Genomic DNA, 24,066 nt, shown 5'->3' on the forward strand with positions numbered 1-24,066 from the left:
GACGGTCGGGAATTTGGTTTCCCAAAAAGGTTGATCTGTGCGGTTATATTCTTAGAGCCTGAGGCGATCAAAGACATTTGATCGGCTCAGGCTTGTTTTTGCCAGTTTTTCTTCCTGCTTTCAGCAGGTTAGAAAAATGGTATGCGTACGAAGATAAAGTCTTTTTTCCGGTTTTTGGAAAATAATTTCTTTACTAGTGAGCTAGCTGCCCTGCAAATGGCGACTATATTATGACCGCATATGTACGAAGATAAAATTCATTTTTCGTGGTTTTCGAAAAATGAATTATCATTAAAATGATCTAGCTGTCAGTCCAACTTTTCGCAGTTGCTTAAAGTCGGACTGACAAACTAAAAGCTCGAGGCTGTATATTCGTTTGTGGTAGATAGTTGGATGATATGCGTGACGAAAATTAAACGAACTTATTTCGTTTTTTGAAAAAAGTTAATACCTTAATAAGAGCTAGCTGCCCTCTAAGTTACCACTGCAATTCTTTATTTTATTAAGTGGTAACTGTTAGTCCATTTTCTGCTTTTAGTTGGTTAAAGCGAATCTGCGTGAGGATGATAAAACGACTTTTTCTCGTGTTTGAAAAAAAGGCTTATATTTTGAAGTTAGCGGACATGAAAATATGTTAATTTAAAGGCAACACCACCTTTCGTGACAAGTTGCCTAGTTTTATACCCTTGATTGATGCGACCTCGTGAAAACGAGCAATCAAGGGTCTTTTTGTATTTACCAGAATTCTTCCGTCTCAAATTAACGATTCAGAAGATCCAGTTTTCTCCATTCGCGTCTTGTAAATATGTTTACACTAGAAAAATTAACATATTATTTTAGAAGATAAAATTTTATTATATAAAAATAATTACTATCAATATAATTAGTGTATTATAATAGATGATATAACAAAAAAATGGAGAAGTTGAATGAAGCAAAAAAATTTATTTAGCAAGCGTATTTTATTCGTCTCAGTAATTATTTATTTGGTTTTTGCTGGTGTCATCGTACAAAGTGTCTATGTCTTCCGCAATTTATATCGCGATGCAGAGGATACCTATATTGAAGGTGTACAAAAGAAGGTTAACGACTCTTTAGAATCGAAAGATTGGGAAGCGAAGTTGGATGAACTGATTGAAGATACGGCGATCGAGATCGTGGTGCGTGATGCATCAGGAAAACGGTTGTATTCAACCATTGATTTGGCTGCTGACGCAAAAATCAAAGGAGTGGTGAATGATAACGCAAAATTTCTAGAGTACTTTGAACAGACTAAAATCGGGTCACAAGAAGGATCTGTTTGGTATGTCATCTATCAAGTTCCGTTTATCAAAGTACTGCAGGATTTCATGTTGAAATTCAATATTTTTATTTTGTTCATTTATATTGCATTAGTACTGATTATTATTTGGTTACAGCGCAAGCTTTTAGCCCCGTTATACCAAATATCTAATTCTTTGGAAAGAGCCGAGCGTAATGAACTGGATGAACGTTCACTTGAAGAAGTTGATGATCAGTTAAATGAGCGACTAAACAATTTCTTTTTGAAGCAAAAACATACACTGAATACCGTATATGGAAAAAATACGAATCTTGAGATTGAGTTAGCTCTGGAGCGTGAGCATCTGGAGAATACGATCAATCTTTCAAAAGCAATGGTCCATGATTTGAAGGGGCCCCTGCATAATCAGTTATTAGATAGTGAAATGAAAATGTTGAATACAAAAGCAAGCGAACAACGTGCTTTTTTGAAAAAAGAAGTTGAGGTCTACAATCAATTGTTGCTGGAGATCAATGATATTTTGCATCAATTAAGAGAGAACGTGTATCAATTTGATGCAGGACTTGAATTGTTTGATTTAGTTGAGATGGTACGGACTTCGCAGCTATACCAAATGAATGAACTGAAGCATAAAAAGTTAAGCTTCTTTTTTGACGGACCAGAACAAGCAATGATTTATCAAAACAAGGTTGCCGTGCGTTTACTTCTTCATAACATTAGTTCAAATATGGTTCACTACACATTAGAGAACTCAGAATTAGAAATTTCACTTGAATTTATTGAAAACGAAGCACATCTTACCTTTAAGAATGCTGCAGAAAAACACCACATTCAAACAATCATGGAAAGTAGTCAATCGCCATTCATAGGACCAAATACGACAAAAGACTACTCCTACAGTAGTGGAAACGGCATCTACTTGATAAAAGATTTAGCAAAATTCTTACATGGCTCATGTGAGTATCAAATAGAAGAAGATTACGTTGTTACGAGGCTAGTGATCCCTAATGAGGAGAAATGCGATGAAAAATAGTGGAAAAGCAACAATGCTTTTATTTTTGTTGGTATTCTTACTGTTTCCCGTTCAGGCTCTCGCTGAAGAGGAGAGCAATACTGCTCTTTATTCAGGTACCTATTTTCCGAATCTGACGGTGAATGACCAAAGTAAAAAAAGAATCCTTCCTTTAAAGGTAACGATTCTTTCAAAAAATGGGGAGATCAATAAAGAAAAGCAAGTTGGGATCGATGGACGAGACTTTGAATATCCTAAGAAAGAAAATTTACTAGGTTTAAAGAAAGAAAAATTAATTGAACTTGCTGAACTCCGGATCTGGTCATTAGAGGATGGGAAGCCTTTAAAAATTGATGAATGTAAAATAGAGACCAAAGACTACGTAGAGAGTCAGATCACTTTTTATAATTTCGAAAAAAATATTAGTAAAACCATTCGCGCGTATAAGAGCGGTGATGAGATTTATGCCAGTAAAAAGTATACAAATGTCGAAATACAAAAGTATCACAATATTTCTGGTGGGCCAAAGGAACGAGATTGGAACATTGAGTATCGTAGCCTATTCACTTACATGATTCTTCTATTATCAGTGTGTCCTGTAATTTTAGTGATCGTCTTAATTGTTTTTATTTATTTACAAACGACTGAACTTAATAAAATAATTGTTAAAAAGGTCAAAAAGAAACATTTGTTATGGTTGATTTTGCCGACCTTGTTTACATTTGGCGGCGAGGCTAGAGCAAATGAGTATAATCTTCAGGAGGTCTTTCTCACGCAAGAACAGGCAACCCAATTAAAGGAAGAAAATCAATTAGAAGCCTATCTAATAGAAAAATCTGGGATCCAAGATCAGATCGAAGAGAAGTCTTCGGTTGAGATCGATACCACAGAGCTAGTAGCAGGGTTAGAATTACCTAGAAAGCGTTCTGTAAAGGTATACCATTCACGCACGTTGATCGTAGGCGATTATGAAAACTACACCGCTTATGCTGCCATCTTGTTCTGTGCAATGATTGTCCTGCCGCTGATTTATTTCTTGAACAAACGAATCAAAACTGAATAAAAAGATGAGACTATTAAACAATTCTTTTATGAAATGTTTGATAGTTTTTTTATTTTATAAAATAGGTTATTTTTACGAACAAAAAACACAAAAAACACAAAATTAACAGTAAAATGTTTGATGAACTTAAAAACAATTGATAAAATGATATTAAATTTATTATATTTTTGTTATCATAATTATATTAACAAAAAAATAAATGAAAATATGGGGAGAATCAATGGAGTAATACAAGCTGAGTATGAGAGAGCCAGAAGAAAGTAACAGAGGAGGATATTAATGAAGAAAAAGCCAATCGCATATGTCGGAACGTCGATCCTGTTGTTTAGCACGCTATTACCAACGGGGATCGTATTTGCGGAGTCCATTTCTATTGAGGCGCCGACGGAACAAACGGGGAAAACGTTAGAGTCTGTCCAAAGTAAGGTGGGTATCCCTGAACAATCATCAACTGCAAATCAAGTCGCACCAGAATCCAGCGAAGAGACAACCAGTGAATCAAGTGAAGCACCAGTTGTCGAAGAGACACCTCAGGAGGAAAAGGAAGAGACGATCACACCAAATGTGACCTTTAAACAAAAGACGAACCAAGCAATCAAAGAAGACGAAAAGGTTGAATTCCAACTTTTCGGAAACCTGACACAGGTAACGCTTGCCTTACCAGAAGGACTTACTTTTGATGTACAAGACCATCTTGATCGTGATGATAAACCAAGCGAAGACTATGCTTGGAACGAAGAAAAACGTGAATTAACGATCAAAAATATTTCCGAAGAAGAAGATGCGGCGAAAGCTTTGATTTTAACAGCTGAAAAAGCTGGTCACTATGAGTTGACTGTATTTGACAAAGAAGCCAACTACGAAAGTGAAATGATTGGTTTTGATGTAGCGGAAAAAGAAAAGAAAACAGAAGAATCAACGAAGGAATCCAAAGAAGAAACCACGGATTCAAGCAAAGAAGAAACAAAAGACAGCGAGAAAGCTGTGACGAAAGCGAAGAAAGCGCCACGAGCAAATGATGTGACTGTAGGAATCAAGGCTGAAGCGAGTTTCAGAACTTACACTGATCCATTAACTGGATTAGCACCATCGGAATATGCGGTCGCTGTTCCATTGTCAGTCAGTACCGCAGGACTCACGGGGGTAACGGTAGAAATCCCTTATGGCTTTACACCTGATCCAACAAAGGAAAACTTTAAACATTTTACAATGACTGATCCAATCTTTTCATTTATTGATCCTGGTGTACCCGCAGCCGAGTCAATCGTAGATCATTACGAAGATGATACAGTAAATCAAAAATTGATCATTCATTTGAAGGAAACGAAGACCACGGTTGAAACGTTGAACCTTCGCTTCAAGTTCAATGAAGATTACGATGCGAAGATTCCAGCGAACCAAGTGATTTGGCAGGATTTACAGGCTACGGTTTATGATTCTACAAGTACACAAATGTCACAATCAGGTAAAGTACAACTCAAAAGCGAAACAAAAGACGGTTTATATCCAGATGTTCAAAAATTTACTCCCACTGGAGACGACTATTCCAATGGAGCAATAATCAATCGATTGACACTTTATAACAACAATAACAAGCTTTGGCTTTTGGATGAATCATACAATAACCGCTTCTTCATTGAAGTACCGACTGGTTCTACTCTTTCATCCGAAGTTACAGATTACTTTGGTACAGATGGAAAAATAACTAGCGATGATTCTAGTATTCCAACAGGCTATACAAGATATTATCGGGCGGTCACCGATGATAGTTCTCATTTCAATTATTGGCAGCTATCTGGAAGTGTGAATTCTAACCGACATCAAATAACTAGCAGAATCACCCCCCCCAGCTCTATTTTAGAAGATGATACTTTCTCGATTACTCTTGGAATGATCACTAAGAAATTCAATGAAAAGGCTAAAACTGTGACTCATTCAGCTACGTATACCAAAAAAGAGCAGGCAGATTGGGAAATAACAACGGGTCGTAATAATCATGACACTGGAACAGCGGGTAATAGAAAAGCAGCAGTCGTTCAAGGAGCTTCTTCTTCAACTAGTTTAGCAAATTATGCTGTTGGATATAGTAATTATGGGAATGTAAGAACATACAAAAACACCGGAAAACGTGATATTACAGGTACGAGTTTTACTTTGTATCATAAAGGAACAGGTTCTGAAAAGGTGAATTTTAATTCAATCACTGTATATGGTACAGTCCTTGATGATTCAACGGTAGCAAGTTATTATAAAGCCAACATTGAGATTGTAAACATGACTGGAGGAAGTCGAGTAGTTTCGACAACAGCTAGAAAAGGGACACATTCGTTAGCTTTACCAGTACTTAATCCTGGTGAGTACATCAATAAAGTGACTGCAATTCCAATGGGAACAGATGGAGAAACTCCAGGGGCTTGGCCAACTGGAAATGGCGTAGGTTTCGGCTATACGGCAAAGAACTGGGACAGCGACAAATGGCCGGATGATACAAAGATACCAACCGATAAGCTATCAAAGGTCGAAATGGGAGCTTCTCTAACCTATGACAATGAGGAGAATGGTCAGGCACCTACACCAATGACTGTTGAAATGGACACAGGAGAAGTAATTTACACACCGAATCATGTAACGGATGCTTATGCGACGTTTGTTAGTAATAATGCAAATAGTCGTCAGCCTGGCGATACTGTTAATTATGAAATTCAAGGTTACAACACGCTACATGCCATTGGCGACTGGAAAAACCCTGAAATATCGATAGCTATTCCTAAAGTATTGGTAATGGAAAATCCTGGAGCAAATAAGGATTTTTATGATGAGAAAACTGGCACCAATTATCCTGGGGTTGTACAGGTCGAATTGTTAGGGTCAGATACTACCAATAACTATTACCGATTCAAAGTAACAGGTAATGGTCAAAAAGTAGATAACGGTGTGTCATTTAAGATACCCATTACTTTTAAGGTAGCTTCTGGAACCCCAGTAGGAAATGACTACACAATACCAGCAGTTGCTGCTTCTGGGACAGATTTCTTACAAATGGATCAGGAAACGAATAATTTTTCAGATGCGTTAGCTAGCAAGTTGAATTTGGATAATACAATAGCCGGTTCATATACAGGTAAAGATAGTAGTAAAAATACGACTTTGTCCATCGTCTACGCTACAAAACTAAACGGGGACTCAGCTGGACGTTCAAGCAGCACCGACGCTTGGACCGAGACCACCCACTTTGCGGTTGAGAAAAAAAGCACACCGCAGATGAAGGCAACGGTTAGTAATATCGGCAACACAAGCTTTAACAATGTTCGTCTATACGACATTCTGCCATCGTCATCAGATGGACGGGGTTCTACTGGCAATATCAGCTTCACTGGTTTAGAAAATGCTGGGGGTACAGTGTATTACACCACTGACGCAGTAAGTACTTTGCCGGATTATACAAGTGACTTGCAAACATGGAACGCTGCCAAATTAGCGAGTCATGGTTTTAGCACAACGAAACCATTGGATATGACAAAGGTTACGGCGATCTACATTGATTTTGGTACTAAAGTAGTCGCGCCGAATGAAGATTTAGATACGGTCTTGAATTTCTTGGTACCAGATGCGGATAATCAAAAAGCGATCAATCAATTCCGATATTCCGCAAAAGAGGTTGGCTCAGGTACTCCCTTGAATGCGAATAGTTCTGAAATTACCTTTAGTACGGAAATGGCAAAAGTTGCTTATGAAGAAAACTTGCCAAGCTTCCTCGCACCAGGTGTGACAGCTGCTGGCGATATGCCAACAACTCAATCCGTTCTTTTGGATGCGAGTGGAAAAGGTTCAATCAAGCTTTCAGATAAAGTTCCTACACTAACCGGCTACACGTTTGTAAAATGGCAGGATAAAGCAAATCCAAGTAAAGACTATCAGCCAGGGGCCAACATCGACTTTACTTCAGCATCCACTGAGTTGAATCTGAAAGCAATCTGGAAAGCAGTGTCGGTGGATGTGACTTACAAGAAAAATGATGGCACAGCAGCAAACGTGGATGTGAAAACCTATAGTTTTGGTGACACAGTGAACGTGTCACCAGTGACAGAGCCAACACGTACCGGCTACACATTTAAAGGCTGGGGTACAACAGAGAAGGCAACGACTGCAGATTTCGTGAATGGAACAACCGTTGATTTTGTAACGGATAAGACGGTTTATGCAATTTGGGAAGCCAATACGTATGCTGTCCAATTCGATAAGAATGGCGGAGAAGGTACGATGACCAATCAAGCCTTTACGTATGATACGACTGCTAAATTGAAGAAGAACGCCTTCACTCGTCCAGGCTATGCGTTTAAAGGTTGGGCAAAAGTCAATAATGCGGTGTCAGCGGAATTTGTTGATGAAGCACCAGTGGATAATCTAACCACAACGGATAAAGGCACAGTGAAACTGTTCGCCGTGTGGGCAGCGGAAGATCAAGCGATCCAGTTCGATGTCAATGGCGGTGACGTATCAAGCAAACCAGACGACATCATACAAAAAACCGATACAACTGTTGATATTGATAATGTCAAGAATCCAACACGCACGGGGTATGCCTTTGATGGCTGGTATGATGGTACGACAGAGATCACTGGAACGATCAAAATGCCTGCTGGCGGCAAGACCTTAATTGCGAAATGGAAAGCAAATCAATACAAAGTAACCTTTAATGCGAATAAGGGAACAGGGACGATGGCGGCACAGCAGTTCACTTATGGTGCTACGCAAATGCTAACTGCCAATACCTTTACCCGTTCAGGCTATACTTTTGTTGGGTGGGCAACGACTGCTGGTGGTACTTCGGCGTACGTCGATCAGCAATCCGTGTCGGATTTGACCGCTAAAAACAATGAGACGATTGCTCTTTATGCGGTATGGTCCGCGAATCCGCAAGTCTTGCAGTTTGATGTGAATGGTGGAGATATTTCCAGCAAGCCAAAAAATATTGATTCAACAACCGATGCAACCGTGGACATCTCATCAGTCAAAGCACCAACGAAAACAGGCTACAAGTTTACTGGCTGGTACGATGGAGCCACAAAAGTTGGCAATTCGATCGTAATGCCTGCCGGCGGCAAGACCTTACGTGCTGAATGGGAAGCGATCACGTATAAAGTCAATTATGATGCCAATACCGGCAGCGGAGTGACGATGGCGCAACAATCGTTTACCTACGATCAAAAACAAAACTTAGCGAAAAATACGTATGTCAAAGCAGGATATGCTTTTGAAGGCTGGATTACAGCGAAAAATCATACCACAAGTGACTATGTGGACGGACAAGATGTAGTAAATCTGAGTGATACGCAGGATGCAGAAGTGACATTGTATGCTTCATGGCGCGCTGAGAATCAAACAGTCAACTTTGACGTGAATCAGGGCGATGTGACGACACGACCACTAGATATTGTCCAACCGACCGATTCTACAGTGGATATTTCTACTGTGGCTGCTCCGACTAGAACCGGCTACAAATTTGCTGGCTGGTACGATGGTGCAAGTAAATCAACGAACACATTTACCATGCCTGCCGGCGGCAAAACCTTACGTGCGGAGTGGACGCCAATCAAGTATTCAATCGAGTTTGATGGAAACAGTGGTAAGGGAACGATGTCTGCACAGAGCTTCGACTATGATTTGAATCAGGCGTTAAGCAAAAATATCTTTACCAAAGCAGGTTATAGCTTCACTGGCTGGTCAATGAAGAAAGGCGATCCAGTTGTTTATTCCGATGAACAAGATGTTCAAAACTTAACGACAACCGATGGCGACAAGATCAAGCTGTTTGCTAATTGGAAAGCGGATGACCAAACAGTCACCTTTGATATCAATGGCGGAGATGAAGCGACAAAACCAGCCAACATCGTTCAACCAACTGATTCAACGGTTGATTTGACGAAAGTGAAAGAGCCAAAACGGACCGGCTACATTTTCCAAGGCTGGTATGAGACATCAACCAAAGCGGAGGATACTTTCACGATGCCAGCAGGCGGGAAGAATCTTCGTGCGGAATGGAAAGCGATCAAGTACGCCATTGAATTTGATGGCAATAGTGGTGAAGGTACGATGAAGGATCAAGCCTTTGAGTACGACTTAAGTGAAGCACTAAGTAAAAATAAATTCACCAAAGCAGGTTATAGCTTCACTGGCTGGTCAACGAAGAAGGGCGATCCAATTGTCTACACGGATGAACAAGCGGTTAAAAACTTAACGACAACCGATGGCGATAAGATCAAGCTGTTTGCCAATTGGAAAGCAGATGACCAAACAGTCACCTTTGATATCAATGGCGGAGATGAAGCAACAAAACCAGCCAATATCGTCCAACCAACCGATTCAACGGTTGATTTGACGAAAGTCAAGGCACCATCACGTACAGGTTATATCTTTGATGGTTGGTACGAAGCGTCTACGAAATCCGATGACAGCTTTACAATGCCAGCAGGCGGTAAAACATTGCAAGCCAAATGGATCGCCATCACGTATTCAGTGAAATTCGACAGTAATAGCGGAACAGGTAAGATGTCAGATCAGACTTTTGAATACGATGTAGAACAAAAGTTAACGAAGAATGACTTTGCGAAAGCAGGGTATAGCTTCACTGGCTGGTCAAGTAAGAAAGACGGAGAGGTCGAATACAAGGACGAAGCAGCTATTAAGAATCTGACGACAACGAATGATGAAGTGATCACCATGTACGCTATCTGGCAAGCAGAGGATCAAACCATCAAATTTGATGTCAACGGCGGGGATAAATCATCTAAACCTGCGGATATTGTTGCAAAAACAGATGAAAAAGTTGATATCGATAAAGTTGAAGATCCGACGCGTGATGGCTATGACTTCACAGGCTGGTACTTGAAGACGGAGAAGATCAGCGGCGTGATTGATATGCCGGCAGGTGGCATGACCTTAGTTGCGCAATGGACTAAAAAGGATGCTAAAGGGGATGGAGATGGCAAGTTACCGGGTACAGGTGATTCTGGAACGGGAACTTCAAACTCGAAGACTACCATTGTTTCAGGACGTGTCTATCGTGGCGGAACGACCAACAATAATTCTGGCACCTCAGCTAAGAATCTACCAAAAACAGGTTCAGAATATCAAAGCCCACTGACAGCATTAATGGGACTTTGTCTGGTGGCTGGGACCACCGCGTTAGCATGGTTCAGAAGAAATAAAAAAGACACAGAATAGTAAGAGTTTAAGCGATCAAACGACAATTATACTGTCGTTTGATCGCTTTTTTTTTAATTCATTTTGATAATAAAAATCCAAAAGATAGAGTTTATTTTTTTGTCGAAGCTATTAATTTTTAATTTCTTCTGGCGTATATTAATTACAAAGAGATAAGTCGATTAATAAAAAATGAAAACGCATACTAAAAAATAGCGAGGAGCGAGTGTTATGTCAGTCAAAAAACTAAGTAGTCGTCAAATTTTTGGAGTTAAAAGAGAGTCAGTTGAAAGAAGAATTGAAGCATACTTTGAAGAAACCAATGATGGAAAGACGGTAGTGCAATACGCATTCGCTCTTCTGTTACGTAATGCGTTATCAGTCACTGACTTTTCAGGGATGTTGGCAACGATTATTCAACAGATTTTTCTTTCTTCTCAACCCGATGACACGCTGTGCAGCCTTGCTCCGTTCTTTAAAAGCTATTTCTCTGGTGGAGAATGGGAAAACGTTGTTACGCGATTATTTGGCAATAAGAAAAACTATCATGCCTATGATGCGACGATCACTCACTATAAAAAGTATGTCTTTGAAAAGACGACACCGATTGATGAATTGAGAAACCAACAATATAAATACACTTCTGTCTTTCTAAAGGAGAATGGCGAGACGCATACATGGAGTATGCGCGATGCCGATCCGAATATCTCTGAGGAGAAGTTCCAAGCAATCATAGAGCTATTAAGTATGTTGACGGTATTTGAAAAGGATGGAAACCGTCTTTTTGTCGAAGTCGTTAGTTCAGATTTAATGAATTGCACACGCCGCTCATTGATCAAAAAGAAAAAGGCACCAAAGAAAAACGCTGAAAATGAAGAACCAGAAATAATCGAAGAAAAGCCACTCCCTTTTGGATCAACCTTAGCGGATCTTATTCGCCCTGCAGAAAGTGAAGAAGAGGAAATGAAGATTACTTTACCAGCAGGAATTCAATTGGAAGATTTGAGTGAAGAAGAGCTGCTGAAGATTGTCACAGAACAATTGCCAGAAGGAGCCACTTTGACAGGTCTTCGCCTTGATCAAAAAGAGGACTCGCAGCAGGAAACAAATCATGAGCCGACTGATGTATCGAATCAACAATCTGACTCGATTCTTTCGGCGATGTCTACAATCGAAGAGCCGCCTAAACAGAAGGGAAAACAACCGACGAAATCACTAGTCAAAAAGAATAAAGAGATTCGTAAACGGAAAAAGGAACGCTCACCAGAAAATGAGTTGAAGGAAAAGTATTTTAAAAAGAGGAGAAAGAGCGAGATAAAGCATAAAAAGAAGAAAAGGTAGCAGAAGGAGCAAGTGACGCTTAAAATCATTGCTTGCTGTATTTGCTATGCTCACTAAATGGAAAAGATTGTGCCTGTACTTCGTAAGGGAATAAGAGCTATGGGTTTACCCACCTTACAGCAGTTGCTGTAAGGTTATTTGGCATGTGTGAAAAAGAGAGGAATGTTAGTTTTTAGCCAAATACCACTTTCTCATTTTCGAATAAAAAAATATGTGTTTTTAAACCGAAAAAATAAGAATTTGTCATAAGATATATTTTTCGAAAGCATGCATATAAAAACGAGTGTTTTTAAAATTAAGCGATTATTTTAAGAAATGATTGTCAAAAAATAAACATTGTTTGTTTTGTTAAAAAACAATGTTTATTTAACGTGAAAATTAGATATAAATTTCTGTCGAGAGAATGTATTTGTATAATTTTCGCCATAAACACACAAAACGCACAAATTTAACGATAAAAATAATAAAAATATATAATAATGTTTTGAAAAGTTGTTTAACTTTTGTTAAGATTATAATTAGCTAGAAACGTTATTTCAGGAGTATTTAATTAATTTTTAGTGAACGAGCTTAAAACGTTGTTATATAAACAGAAAATGTGTTGCCAAGAAAATTAGACAACTATATTTTGAATCAGAGTTTTAATGGAGGTATAAAAATTGGGGAAACGAATTATGTTAGTAGAAGATGATGAAAAGTATGCGGAGAAATTAAAGCAGGCGATTATTCGTGAAGGATATGAAGTGAGCTATTTTTCTACACCGATTAAAGCGGTCGCTGATTTTACGAAAAACAATTATGACTTAGTCATTTCCGATTTTTGTATGAAAGATATGGATGGCGTAAAGTTGCTAACGATTTTGAAAGAGATTAATCCATGTATACGCAGCATTATCTTGACGGCCTTCCCAGAAGAAGAAGTTGAGATGGAAGCAATTGATATTAACGTGGATCATTATCTGAGCAAGGACAAAAGTTTAACGATCATGCTCAAGTATATTCAATATTTATTAAAAAGAGAAGTAAACACGGGAGTGACTGCTTCATACAGATTAAGTTCTTCGATTGAACAAATCACGATTGATACAAAAAAACGAGTAGTTGAGAAAGAAAATGAAGTTGTTTCTTTAACTAAGAAAGAATACGACTTATTGGTTTTATTCCTTAAAAATAAAGGAACTGCTTTAAGTCGTGAAGACATCGCAGAACAGCTTTGGAGTAACGATATTGAAAATATTGATTTGCGAGTGATCGATGGTCATATCAAACGTTTGCGATCGAAGCTGTCACTGTTCAGTATTTCTTCCGTTCGCGGCTACGGCTACAAATGGAGTGAGTAAAGCAACACCCAACCTATGGGATTAAAGCATTCATGCTTTTTTTCAAAAATAAAAATTTATTGGAGGAACAAATAATGAAAATGAAAAGAGCTTTGGTTACTGCATTGACAGTGACAACACTAGGGGCAATCGGCGTAGGGAGCGCCTATGCTGCGGAAGTAGACAAGGGAGAAACAGAAGTAGGAATCGGCTTCGTAGATGCACATATTCCAGGGGAAAAAGATGGTGACTTGCAATTACGTTGGGTACCAAAAAAATTAGACTTCGGTAAATACAACGATGTAAACGGCAAATACACAGAATTCTCTGAAGTAAGTGGCAATAGCTATTATGTAGTAGTACGTGATACACGTAAAGACGATCCAACAGGTACTTCTAATGATACCAATGAATGGAAAGTTAAGGCTAAATTGGGCGAAATTACGAATGCAACTACCCCAACTAAAAAATTAACAAAGGCTCAATTATACTTTGATTCTAAAGCAAAAGGATATGTTGGCGAAGATGATCCGAACACTGTTGCTTCTACGATTAAAGATGCAACAGATCATGCTACTAGTACAGGTAGTAAAGTTCCAACCGTCCAAGCTAAAACGCAATTAGAAGCAGGTGGAGCTGAGAAAGTATTAGTTAGCCAAAAAAACCAAGATGCTTCAGCTGACTGGGCGTCCTCATTAGAAAACCTTAAACTAGGTGTTGGTGGTAAACAAGGTGAAAAAGGCTTGTCTTACTCAGGAACACTTACTTGGACACTAGAGGATGCATTTTAATCACGGGATAAGGATAGCGTAGTCTATCCTTAACTCATTTCAAATTGACGGAGGTTTGTACGTTGAAAAGGATAGTTGCTAGTTTACTCGTTTTCATTACGATGTCACTTTCATTCTCATCAGCAGTGTTTGCGGATGAGGCTGAAGACAAAAAAAATCGGGATACGATGGGGTTCACTGTAGAGACAGTGCTTCCTTCTAATCAAGTAGACCCATCACGAAGTTTTTACTTTTTAAAGGTTACACCAGGAGAAGCTCAACGAATTCAGTTAAAAGTTATCAGCACCAGAAAAGAAGCACGTACGGTAAAGGTATCCTTGAACAATGCGATGACTTCAACAGAAGCATCCATTGACTATGGTGTAGATAAACCTAAGCTAGATGACTCTTTAAAAAATCCTGTGACAGAGATCGTGCATGTGCCAGAGGAATTTAAAGAAGTGACTGTTGAGAACTATGAAGAGAAGACGATCGAGCTAGAGATTAATCCTCCGCAGGAAGAATTTGCGGGGATCAAATTGGGTGCGATTCGTTTGATTGGAGTACCTACTGGCAGTGAAAATAAAAAAACTGGATTGAAAGTGGAAACGGGTTATACGATCGGGATGGTATTAACAGAAGATGCAGCTCAATACAATTCAGGTGGCGAGTTGAATTTCAAAAATGTTGATGTCTTACTTTCGAATGGGAGTAAAGTCGTTGGCGTTTCTCTTCAAAACGATCAGCCTAAAATGATTGATCAATTGAAGATGAACATCAAAGTGCGAAAAAAGGGCTCAAATAAAGTGCTCTATGAAAAGAAAGGTGAAGATCTTTCAGTCGCACCCAATACGAATTTTACCTATCATGTTCCGCTTGGTTTAGAAAACGTTGAAGCTGGTAAATATTCCGTAGAAATCAACGCTCAAAATGCAGAAAAAACTTGGAAATGGACAAAAGAGGTTTCGATTACCAATGAAGCTGCTAATAAGCTAAACGAAGAAACTGTTGATAAAGTGATCACATCTAGTTGGGTACCGATCGCAACGATTGCTCTTGGCTTAGCTTTGATCGTGTTAGTAGTTATGGTCAGTAATCGACATCGTTCCATTCAAAGAAAGAAGTAAAGGAGAAGAAAATGAAAAAGAAAATGACGTTCATATCTTTCCTTCTTTTAGCAGTATCTTTTCTTACACTATGTGTTCAGCCATTTGCTGCAAGTGCATCTGAAGTAGATAAAGCCGAAACTGAAGTAGGGATCGGCTTTAATGACAAGGATGAGCCAACGCTGCCAAGTACGAATAAAGAAGAACCAACGCAGCCATCGAATGTCCGCACACCAAGCGTGCCATATGTAAGAAGTCAATCCAGAGTTTACCGAAGATTGCCGCAAACAAATATGCCAAAGCAATTCTTGATGAGTCTGGTGGGAATGCTACTAGTAGCATTGATTCTCATTGTCATTACCCATAGAGATAGAAAGAAGGTGCGCCCCGTTGAATAAACGTCTAACAAAAGTAGCTAGTTTCGCATTGCTCGTTTTATTGACGCTGGGCGAGGGCAGCCAGTTCGTGTATGCTGTGACGGAAGAATCAACTTCTTCTACAGTTGCAAATGAAAAAGTCTTACCAGCAAAGGATACAGTTGATTCAGCTGAAAAAACTGTCGATTCATCATCCGAAGTAATCAAGGAAGAAACATCGTCAAGCAGTGAAGAAAAAACGACTGAGTCATCGACAGAGCAGAGTGAGGAAAAGAAAAAAGAAAAATCGAAAGCAACAAGAGCAGCGGATACTCCAGTGAATATTCCAGATAATAATTTGTATCAAATGCTCAGAGAAGTATTGAACAGATCTCCAGGATATGATCAGAATATTTCAGACGGTACCCCTATTACAGAGGCACAAATGGAGATGTTGACTCAATTTAATAGAACAGCATTGTATTCTTCTTTAGATTCTGCGGTCATTAGCAATCTAGAAGGACTTCAATATGCAACGAATCTTGAATCATTCGTTTTAGATGGTAAGTATGTACAGGATACATTTACTTCACTTCCTGCTGGATTTAGCAATTTAAAAAAACTAAAGATTCTAAGATTCTCAAAGGGCGTTCTAAAAAACATTGATGAGTTAAAAGACCATCCGACACTATCAACATTTTCGGCTGAGCAGAATGACCTAGATTCTTTAAAGGGACTATCGGGCTGTACTGAGTTGGAGTATTTAAATGTTAATGGTTCAGATAATCATACGTATAGACAAAACGCAAACATTCAAAGTTTTGAGGGGTTAGAACAATCCACAAAGTTGAAAGAAATTCATTTTTCTAAATATGATGAGAGTCAAGGGAACAGTCTAGCAAAAGTAAGCCAACCTGAAGCTAGTTATGTTGGTTTTGGATTACAGACTTTGAACGGATTGAATTGTAAAGACACTTTAGAAATCTTGGATTTGAAAGGCCATCCTGGGTTGCACTCACTATCTGGACTTGAAAATTACAATAAATTGACACAATTGAGCGTAATCGGAGCTCCAAATTATAATGGACGAGATTCCTATTATTCAAACCCAGGGGGGATTGATGCTATAAGTTTCGACCCTGCTATTCATACACCAACTTATCATAAGCGAGGTCTTAGAGGACCAAATGCGATTGATGCTTTAAGTAGTTGTGATTCTTTGGAGACTGTTAATTTATCTAGGCATGCAATTGAAGACATAAGTCCATTAGCAGGGAAGCCAACGATTAGTAATTTAAATATAAGTGTCAATCTAATAGAAACCTTGCAGCCTTTGGCAACAACCAATAATTTAGTAAAATTGTATACTGAACATAATTTATTACAAAATTTAAAGGGTTTAGATGGTATGAGTGTGCTTGAGCATCTGAACGCTTCAAGTCAAAATGCTGGTGCGTATAATATGATACTAGCAAGTGGTCAACAAAACATCTATTATACTCTGAAAGGATTATTAGATGATGTTACAGCACTTAATTCAACAAGTTTGAAGGTGTTGGATGTAAGTGACAATAGGCTAGAGGATCTTAGCAGTTTGAAAAATGCCAACAATTTGACAACTCTTTCTGCGAGTAATAACAGTTTTTCAGATATTAAAGGAGATCTAGCAGGTTGTTCTAGTTTGAGCGTAGTGAATTTCAACAATAACCGATTCGTGAACTTTGAGGATACAGGACTTGAAGACGCCAAAGATTCTCTAAAGGAGCTCTATATGAGGGCGCAGGGATTGAGGAGTAATTCTGCCGGAAATACTACAAGTGAAGGTGCTTTACTAGAGAATTTAGAGGGGTTGAAAAACTTTACAATCATTGAAACAATCGAAATGGTTAGTAATCAAATCAAAGACAGTGAGATGAAACATATTCCAGATTGTATTATCTCTCTGAATGTTAGTCACAATGAGCTGCAAGATGAAGCATTCTCTAGCTTTAGTCCAACTACACATACTCGCTTGAAAGAGATTTACGGGGGATATAACGCCATTAGTGATATTAGACCATTGGAAGCATTTACGACATTGAGCAGAGTATATATTCCTAGTCAAAGGATAGATGTCCCAGAAGACGGTGGTGTATTGACTAAGAAGACATCTCCGATAGGATTTGAAGTAGATGTATTGAAAAGCGAAGAGGGAGTAGGTTTCTCCTATAATCCTAGATCTGGGTGGAATGGAACGACACCTACAATACAGGCTGGGTCGTATATCATTGATGTTGAAGATCCTGACTATAAGTTAGATGGGCGTAACCCAACAATGGAATTTAGCTTTACAGGTAATAATAAGATTAATGGACTGACTTATGATGGAAGAATCGTATTCGGAGTGGACTATGGTATAAAGACTTCAGCGAAACTCAATTTTGTTCCTACAGATATTGAAGGCAATCCTATTGATGAAATTGAGCCAGGAGGTATCGTGTATTGGCGTGCAGTATTCGAAGGGGCTGAAGATCAAGTTTTGATCAAACCAGAATTTAAACACGATTTACAAAATACCTCCCATGGGATAATGAGTTCCTACACACTTGCAGAAGATACACAAGCAAGTGAGTATACTAACGGTGTTAGAGTGGATGTTAATGGTTCTCTTGTTTCGACTCCATCTGGTTTTTGGCAACAAGCAGACGTACTAAATAACCGTGTAAATAATGTCAATAAGGCTAATATTACTATTGTTACAAAGGTTGATGATGACGCAGAAATAGGTAAAACGGCTAATTTTCGTATTCAAGTAGATGGAGTGAATTTTTCTAGGTTGATTCTAACGAAGTTTGTGTGGATTAAATCCGGTGCTCCTCAAGAATTGAAGCTATCAGTTCCTGATCGTTTTGATTTCGGAAAAGCCAATGAAGCGACTAAGAAAGACAAAACGTATACGCCTGCTGCAAAAAGTTACACGTCTCAAGAACAAACAGATGGGTTTAACGTTCGAGTAACCGATTCTAGGAAAACAACCAACCGTACAGATTGGGAAGTGGTCGCTCAATTAAGCGATCTAACCAATTCGAAATCAACCGCGTTAAAAGCCGGTTCAGTAGCACCGAAATTAGCGTTGAGAGATATTGATCTGTATAAGATAGACCCTGGAACAGGAGCAGGGATCCAAATTGCTCATGGTTCGACGGGAAATCCTACTTGGGATCGAGATGTTCTTTTGACCGCTGGTGGTCCCTCAGTAAAAGTTACTGGTGCGGATAGTGCAAACGGCGAAGGTGTCTGGGATTATCGCATTCCATTTAACAAGGTGGAACTAAATATTCCTAGTAACGTCAACGATCAAGCAGGCTACACCTTTAAGGGAAAACTTACTTGGACGTTAGATAATACTTTATAACGAAACGCATTGATTCAAGGGGATGCGCAACGTGACAAAAAGATAAATGAAAATGATTAAGGATGTGCAAATGATGAAACCAATGTATTGGGTATTTATTCTTGGGGCTATCGGAGTTTTATCTTTGATTGCTTTTGTGACGTACTATATAAAAGACAAAGAATTGAAGAAAGAACAAGGGCTGAAGGAGAATTTCTTGGTTCTCGACTGGATGCTGCTATTAGTGACGGTGGCCTCGTTTGCCTGTGCAGTCTTTGTCTACTTGGATATCCAAAATCAAATTAGTAGTTTTACTCTGTAATTGAATATTGAGGTACTTTTTAGTACCTCAATTTTTTTACCAAAAATAGGGAAATTCATACTTAAAAAATAACGCAGTTTATATAAAAGATGTAGAGAGAGGGGAATTCTCATATGGGAAATGTACTAATACTAACCCGAAATATTCTATCCGATGGAGAATTACAGAAGAAATTGCAATATTTGAATTACGAGATATTTTGTTCGTCTAGTTTGTTCGAATACATCATTCAAGAGCAAAAATATCCTGAAATGATCAACCATTTTCAATTCATCATATTCAGCGAGACTGTATCAAGTGCGGAAATCAAATTTCTGTTACCTGTTTTTGAAAATAGAAAAAATTTGTTGTTCCGTAAAACGGTAGAAGACGCTGAGTCGGAGGAAGTGATCAGCACAGGGAAATTAACAGTGATCAATTTGACCATGGATTCAGTACGAGAAAAGCTGATGGAAGCTCGGCTTTCACATTCTGATTCCGGCAGCTTCCGTAAGGTTCGGATAGATTCTGGTATTGGTGAGAAGATTAAAATACCAGAGCAGCTCGATCAGTTGAATCTTTCTAAGCTAGAGGAGAAAGTATTTAATGAATTGTATTATTCAAATGGTGAAGTGATCACACGGGAAGCCCTCTGTGATAAAATTTGGGGAACCGGAGTAACCAACTCCCATCTGTCCCACCTTTCTTCCATTGTGAAGAAGCTAAGAACGAAAATAGAGCAAATGAATTTATGTGAAGAAGCGATTAAAACGGTCTGGGGCGAAGGGTATCAGTTGTCAGCGGATTTTTTCACGAAATAGTTATCGGAAGTGATTAGGGGATGGAAGCGGCTATCTTTTAATCACTTTTTTTGATTTTCTAAGCTTTCTTCCCATTTGCAGAGTGCTAAAATCAATGCTATTGTTTAGTGGAATACTAGATAGAGGAGGGCTATCATGAAAATTGTTGTACTAGATGGGTATGCACTAAATCCAGGGGACTTAAGCTGGCATGGATTTGAAGCGTTCGGGGAGGTCACTGTTTACGAACGGACTTCTTTTACGGATAAAAAGGAGATCATTGAGCGAATTGGTGAGGCAGAAGCGATATTAACGAATAAAACGCCGATTGATGAGGAAGTGTTGGCGGCTGTTCCCAAACTGAAGTACATTGGCGTGCTGGCGACCGGTTATAATGTGGTGGACATTGAAGCGGCCAGAAAGCGCAATATCCCTGTAACGAATATTCCAGCTTATGGAACAGATGCAGTGGCCCAGTTTGCCTTTGCCTTATTACTGGAAATTACGAATCAAGTTGGCGTACATAATACTTCTGTTCAGCAAGGAGAATGGCAGGAAAGTGTCGACTTCACTTATCAGAAAACGCCTTTAATTGAATTACAAGGTAAGACATTGGGACTGGTAGGCTATGGTGAAATCGCTCAAGCAACGGCGGCCATTGCCCATGGCTTCAACATGAAAGTAATCTATTGGAATCATCGTCCAAAAGCACCACAAGCTGAGTGGGCGCAGCAGGTCTCTTCTATAGAAGAACTTTATCAACGAGCGGATATCATCAGTCTGCATGTTCCGCAAACATCAGAAACACAAGGAATGATTAATCAGGAAACCATTGCTAAGATGAAGGATGGGGTCATTTTATTGAATACTGCCCGTGGTGGACTGTTGGATGAAGCGGCAGTGGCCCATGCATTAAATGAAGGGAAAATTTTTGCGGCGGGTGTGGATGTTCTTTCCAGTGAGCCGATGGCGAAGGATAATCCTTTGCAGGGAGCAAAAAATTGTTTTATCACCCCACATATCGCTTGGCGTCCGCTAGAAACGCGTGAACGCTTAATGAATATCGCGGTAGATAATTTTGCTGCTTTTATCGCAGGAGAAGAGAAAAATGTTGTAAATTAAACATCAGAGCATGACGTTGGTAAAAACGTCATGCTCTGTTTCTTCTATTGAAATAGTTGATCGATGGTTTCGAAGTCTGCACTTGATAATCGAATATCAACGGCTTTGGCATTGGCTTCAACTTGCTCGGGTCGTTTTGCGCCAGGAATGACAACATCGATTTGGGGATGCTTCATGTACCATGCCAGAATCAATTGTGCCACCGTCGCATCGTAAGTTTTAGCGATCGGCTTTAATTGATCGACTTTTTCGATGATCTCAGTGAAACGTTCTCCGTTAAAGTCAGGCCGTTTGCTTCTAGGATCAGAGTCGTCAAAACGATCTTCTTTATGATATTTTCCTGTAAGCAAACCGGAAGCTAATGGGAAGTAAGGGACAAAACTGATTTTCTTTTCCTTTAAATAAGGGAACAGTTCTTGCTCCAGTTCGCGATGAATCAGGCTATATCGTTCTTCAACGATATCGACATACCCATCCTGATTGGCTTCCTTTAATTGCTCTAATGAGAAGTTTGAAACGCCGATCGCACGGATTTTTCCTTCTTCCTTCAGTTGATGCAAGGCTGCTACAGCTTCATTTTTTGGCGTTGTCTCATCAGGAAAATGAATATAGAAAATATCAATATAATTTGTTTGAAGTCGTTGAAGCGCTTCTTCGACAGATTTTCGCAAAAATTCTGGCGAGTTGTTGAATTTGTACTCATTCTCTGGATCATGTGCTGCTTTTGTAGCAATAATAATTCGTGAACGATCAAATTCAGGTTCCTGCAAAACTTCACCGATTAATTCTTCTGAACGGCCATAGCCATAGGCAAAGGCCGTGTCTAAAACGGTAATTCCATTGTTAATCGCTGTACGAATCACATCTTTTCCAGTTTCGTCATTTAAGTTCGGAAAAAGATTGTGCCCGCCAACAGCATTTGTTCCTAAACCTAGATCACTTGCGTAAACGCGTGATTTTCCAATTCGTACATCTGACATATCGCATTCGCTCCTTTTAATGATGCCACAGTACAACCATGGCTATTCTTTTTCAAGTGTAAGTGAAAGTTGAAAAAAAAGCGACTAATCCATTTTCTTCCATTATGAAATACAAAAAATCATTCCATTTTCTATGACATGATTATAATAGTAGAAAAAAGCGTTAACTTCTTTTTATCACGGGAAATTGCTTGACTTTCAGGTCTTTTTTTAGTAGCTTAAGAAGAGTAAAAACATCAAAGCAATATCTATGAAGGAACCAGTAAATTACGAAAAAACGTACAGAAAAAATTGCCTTGGCTGAAAGCAATTTCGTGAAAAGTAATTGAAAGACAGTCTGGAGATGAGCGCGTGCAAAGCCGCTCCGTTACGCAAGCGTTAATTGCTAGAGAAAAAGAGTAAAACTCTTTTTAAAAATAGGTGGTACCGCGATACTTTCGCCCTTGTTCAGACGAACAAGGGCTTTTTTGCCAGTTCTGCTTTTCGCAGTCCTTAAAGCTTGAGTTGAAATTATTGAACTCCGACTAGTTGTAAAGAACAAGGCGTTTAGCAGAATGGTATGCGTACGAGAATAAGCTCATTTTTCTGGTTTTTAGAAAAATGAACTTCCATTAATAAGAGCTAGCGGCCGATCACATGCGTACCATCAAATGGAGAATAATTAGCAGAACAGACTTAATAACAAATTAAATATAATAAAAGGAGATATACCATGAGTTATCAGCGACCAAAAGGGACCAATGATATTTTACCGGGAGAAAGTGAAAAATGGCAATTTGTCGAGGAAACCGCCCGATTAGTATTCAATGACTACCAATATCAAGAAATCCGCACCCCGATTTTTGAACACTATGAAGTGATTGCCCGCAGTGTCGGGGATACGACGGATATCGTATCGAAGGAAATGTATGATTTTCATGACAAAGGCGACCGTCACGTGACGCTTCGCCCAGAAGGAACTGCGCCGATCGTGCGTGCCTATGTCGAAAATAAATTATATGGGCCAGAGTTTAAGAAGCCGTATAAAGTTTATTACACAGGTCCGATGTTCCGTTATGAACGTCCCCAAAAAGGGCGGTTGCGTCAATTCCATCAGATCGGTGTCGAAGCCTTTGGTAGTGAAAACCCAAGCTTGGATGTCGAAGTGATGGCGATGGCGATGGATTTCTTCAAGCAATTAGGAATCAATCAATTGCGACTTGTAATCAATACGCTGGGCGACAAAGAAACACGAGCCAATTATCGTCAAGCGTTGATCACGTATCTTGAAGCTCATGAAGAAGAATTGAGCGAGGATTCACGTCGTCGTTTACATGAGAATCCACTGCGCGTATTGGATAGTAAAGACCGTAAGGATCAACCAATCGTGGCGGATGCACCAAGTATTTTGGATTATTTGAGTGATTATGCGAAGGAATACTTCGATGGGGTTACGAAAACTTTAGAATACTTGAACATTTCCTACAAAATCGATCACCGGATGGTTCGAGGATTGGATTATTACAATCATACGATCTTTGAAATCATGAGTGACGCGCCTGGAATGGGGGCTCAAACCACTATCTGCGGCGGCGGACGTTATGATGGCTTAGTAGAAGAGCTTGGCGGACCAGAGACACCAGGGATCGGCTTCGCGATGGGAATCGAACGTATCTTATTAACGCTGGAACAAGAAGATGTATTGATTCCTGATTCATCAAGCTTGGACGCTTATGTTGTCGGACTTGGTGAAGCGACCAATATGGAAACGTTGAAGGTCGTACAAGCGATTCGCGGCTTTGGTTTTTCTGCTGACCGTGACTTCATGGGACGTAAAGCAAAGGCTCAGTTTAAAACGGCCGATAAGGAAGGGGCGAAGCTTGTCCTAACTTTAGGTGAAGATGAGTTGTCCAAGGGTGTGATCAACGTAAAGGATTCTGCGACACGGGAAGAAAAGGCGTTTCCTTTAATGGATGTCTATGAAGATTTTGCGACGATCTATGATGAAATGACCATGCCAAAGCTTGACTAAAATAAAATCAATCTTACCGATAACAGG

General features: G+C 39.3%; 14 protein-coding genes and 1 other annotated feature. Of the genes, 13 read left to right on the plus strand and 1 reads right to left on the minus strand.

All coding sequences use genetic code 11. The features are described from left to right. Positions 1–929 precede the first annotated feature (929 nt). From IGI44_RS05255 to IGI44_RS05310, 12 genes are all read left to right on the plus strand, one after another. Entirely contained in the window at positions 930–2,315 is a 1,386-nt protein-coding gene (locus IGI44_RS05255) for a sensor histidine kinase (RefSeq protein WP_438786755.1), read from the plus strand. Continuing rightward, positions 2,305–3,357, plus strand: coding sequence for a hypothetical protein (locus tag IGI44_RS05260; RefSeq protein ID WP_438786756.1), 1,053 nt, complete (start codon positions 2,305–2,307; stop codon positions 3,355–3,357). The genes IGI44_RS05255 and IGI44_RS05260 overlap by 11 nt, the downstream gene beginning before the upstream one ends. A gap of 279 nt (positions 3,358–3,636) precedes the next feature. Continuing rightward, positions 3,637–10,581, plus strand: a complete 6,945-nt coding sequence (locus tag IGI44_RS05265; RefSeq protein WP_438786757.1) for an InlB B-repeat-containing protein — start codon at positions 3,637–3,639, stop codon at positions 10,579–10,581. A 210-nt stretch (positions 10,582–10,791) separates the two neighbouring features. Beyond that, entirely contained in the window at positions 10,792–11,901 is a 1,110-nt protein-coding gene (locus IGI44_RS05270) for a hypothetical protein (RefSeq protein ID WP_438786758.1), read from the plus strand. A gap of 659 nt (positions 11,902–12,560) precedes the next feature. Continuing rightward, a complete protein-coding gene (locus IGI44_RS05275) occupies positions 12,561–13,241 on the plus strand; it encodes a response regulator transcription factor (protein WP_438786759.1) in 681 nt (226 codons plus the stop codon). A 74-nt stretch (positions 13,242–13,315) separates the two neighbouring features. Then, positions 13,316–14,011, plus strand: a complete 696-nt coding sequence (locus IGI44_RS05280) for a WxL domain-containing protein (protein WP_438786760.1) — start codon at positions 13,316–13,318, stop codon at positions 14,009–14,011. A 62-nt stretch (positions 14,012–14,073) separates the two neighbouring features. Beyond that, the gene (locus IGI44_RS05285; RefSeq protein WP_438786761.1) at positions 14,074–15,117 is read left to right on the plus strand and encodes a DUF916 and DUF3324 domain-containing protein; all 1,044 of its coding nucleotides are present in this window, start codon (positions 14,074–14,076) and stop codon (positions 15,115–15,117) included. Positions 15,118–15,128: 11 nt separating this feature from the next. Continuing rightward, positions 15,129–15,494 carry a hypothetical protein gene (locus IGI44_RS05290; protein ID WP_438786762.1) on the plus strand — a complete coding sequence of 122 codons (366 nt, stop codon included), beginning with the start codon at positions 15,129–15,131 and terminating at the stop codon, positions 15,492–15,494. Further along, complete coding sequence (locus IGI44_RS05295; RefSeq protein WP_438786763.1) at positions 15,487–18,846, plus strand: WxL domain-containing protein; 3,360 nt, start codon at positions 15,487–15,489, stop codon at positions 18,844–18,846. Before IGI44_RS05290 ends, IGI44_RS05295 begins: the two co-directional genes overlap by 8 nt. A gap of 70 nt (positions 18,847–18,916) precedes the next feature. Continuing rightward, positions 18,917–19,147, plus strand: coding sequence for a hypothetical protein (locus IGI44_RS05300; protein ID WP_438786764.1), 231 nt, complete (start codon positions 18,917–18,919; stop codon positions 19,145–19,147). A 113-nt stretch (positions 19,148–19,260) separates the two neighbouring features. After that, complete coding sequence (locus tag IGI44_RS05305) at positions 19,261–19,947, plus strand: winged helix-turn-helix domain-containing protein (protein WP_438786765.1); 687 nt, start codon at positions 19,261–19,263, stop codon at positions 19,945–19,947. Positions 19,948–20,082: 135 nt separating this feature from the next. Next, complete coding sequence (locus IGI44_RS05310; RefSeq protein ID WP_438786766.1) at positions 20,083–21,048, plus strand: D-2-hydroxyacid dehydrogenase; 966 nt, start codon at positions 20,083–20,085, stop codon at positions 21,046–21,048. Positions 21,049–21,092: 44 nt separating this feature from the next. Here IGI44_RS05310 and IGI44_RS05315 read toward each other — a convergent pair whose 3' ends face one another. Then, positions 21,093–22,028, minus strand: coding sequence for an aldo/keto reductase (locus IGI44_RS05315; RefSeq protein ID WP_438786767.1), 936 nt, complete (start codon positions 22,026–22,028; stop codon positions 21,093–21,095). A gap of 241 nt (positions 22,029–22,269) precedes the next feature. Beyond that, positions 22,270–22,476 (plus strand) — a binding site (T-box leader). A 264-nt stretch (positions 22,477–22,740) separates the two neighbouring features. On the opposite strand from IGI44_RS05315, the gene hisS reads away from it, so the two are divergent. Continuing rightward, positions 22,741–24,039: a histidine--tRNA ligase gene (gene hisS / locus IGI44_RS05320; protein WP_438786768.1), complete on the plus strand. Its 1,299-nt coding sequence runs from the start codon at positions 22,741–22,743 to the stop codon at positions 24,037–24,039. Positions 24,040–24,066: the final 27 nt, after the last annotated feature.

The sequence above is a fragment of the Enterococcus sp. DIV0756 genome (assembly GCF_051710745.1).
Classification (GTDB): domain Bacteria; phylum Bacillota; class Bacilli; order Lactobacillales; family Enterococcaceae; genus Enterococcus_A.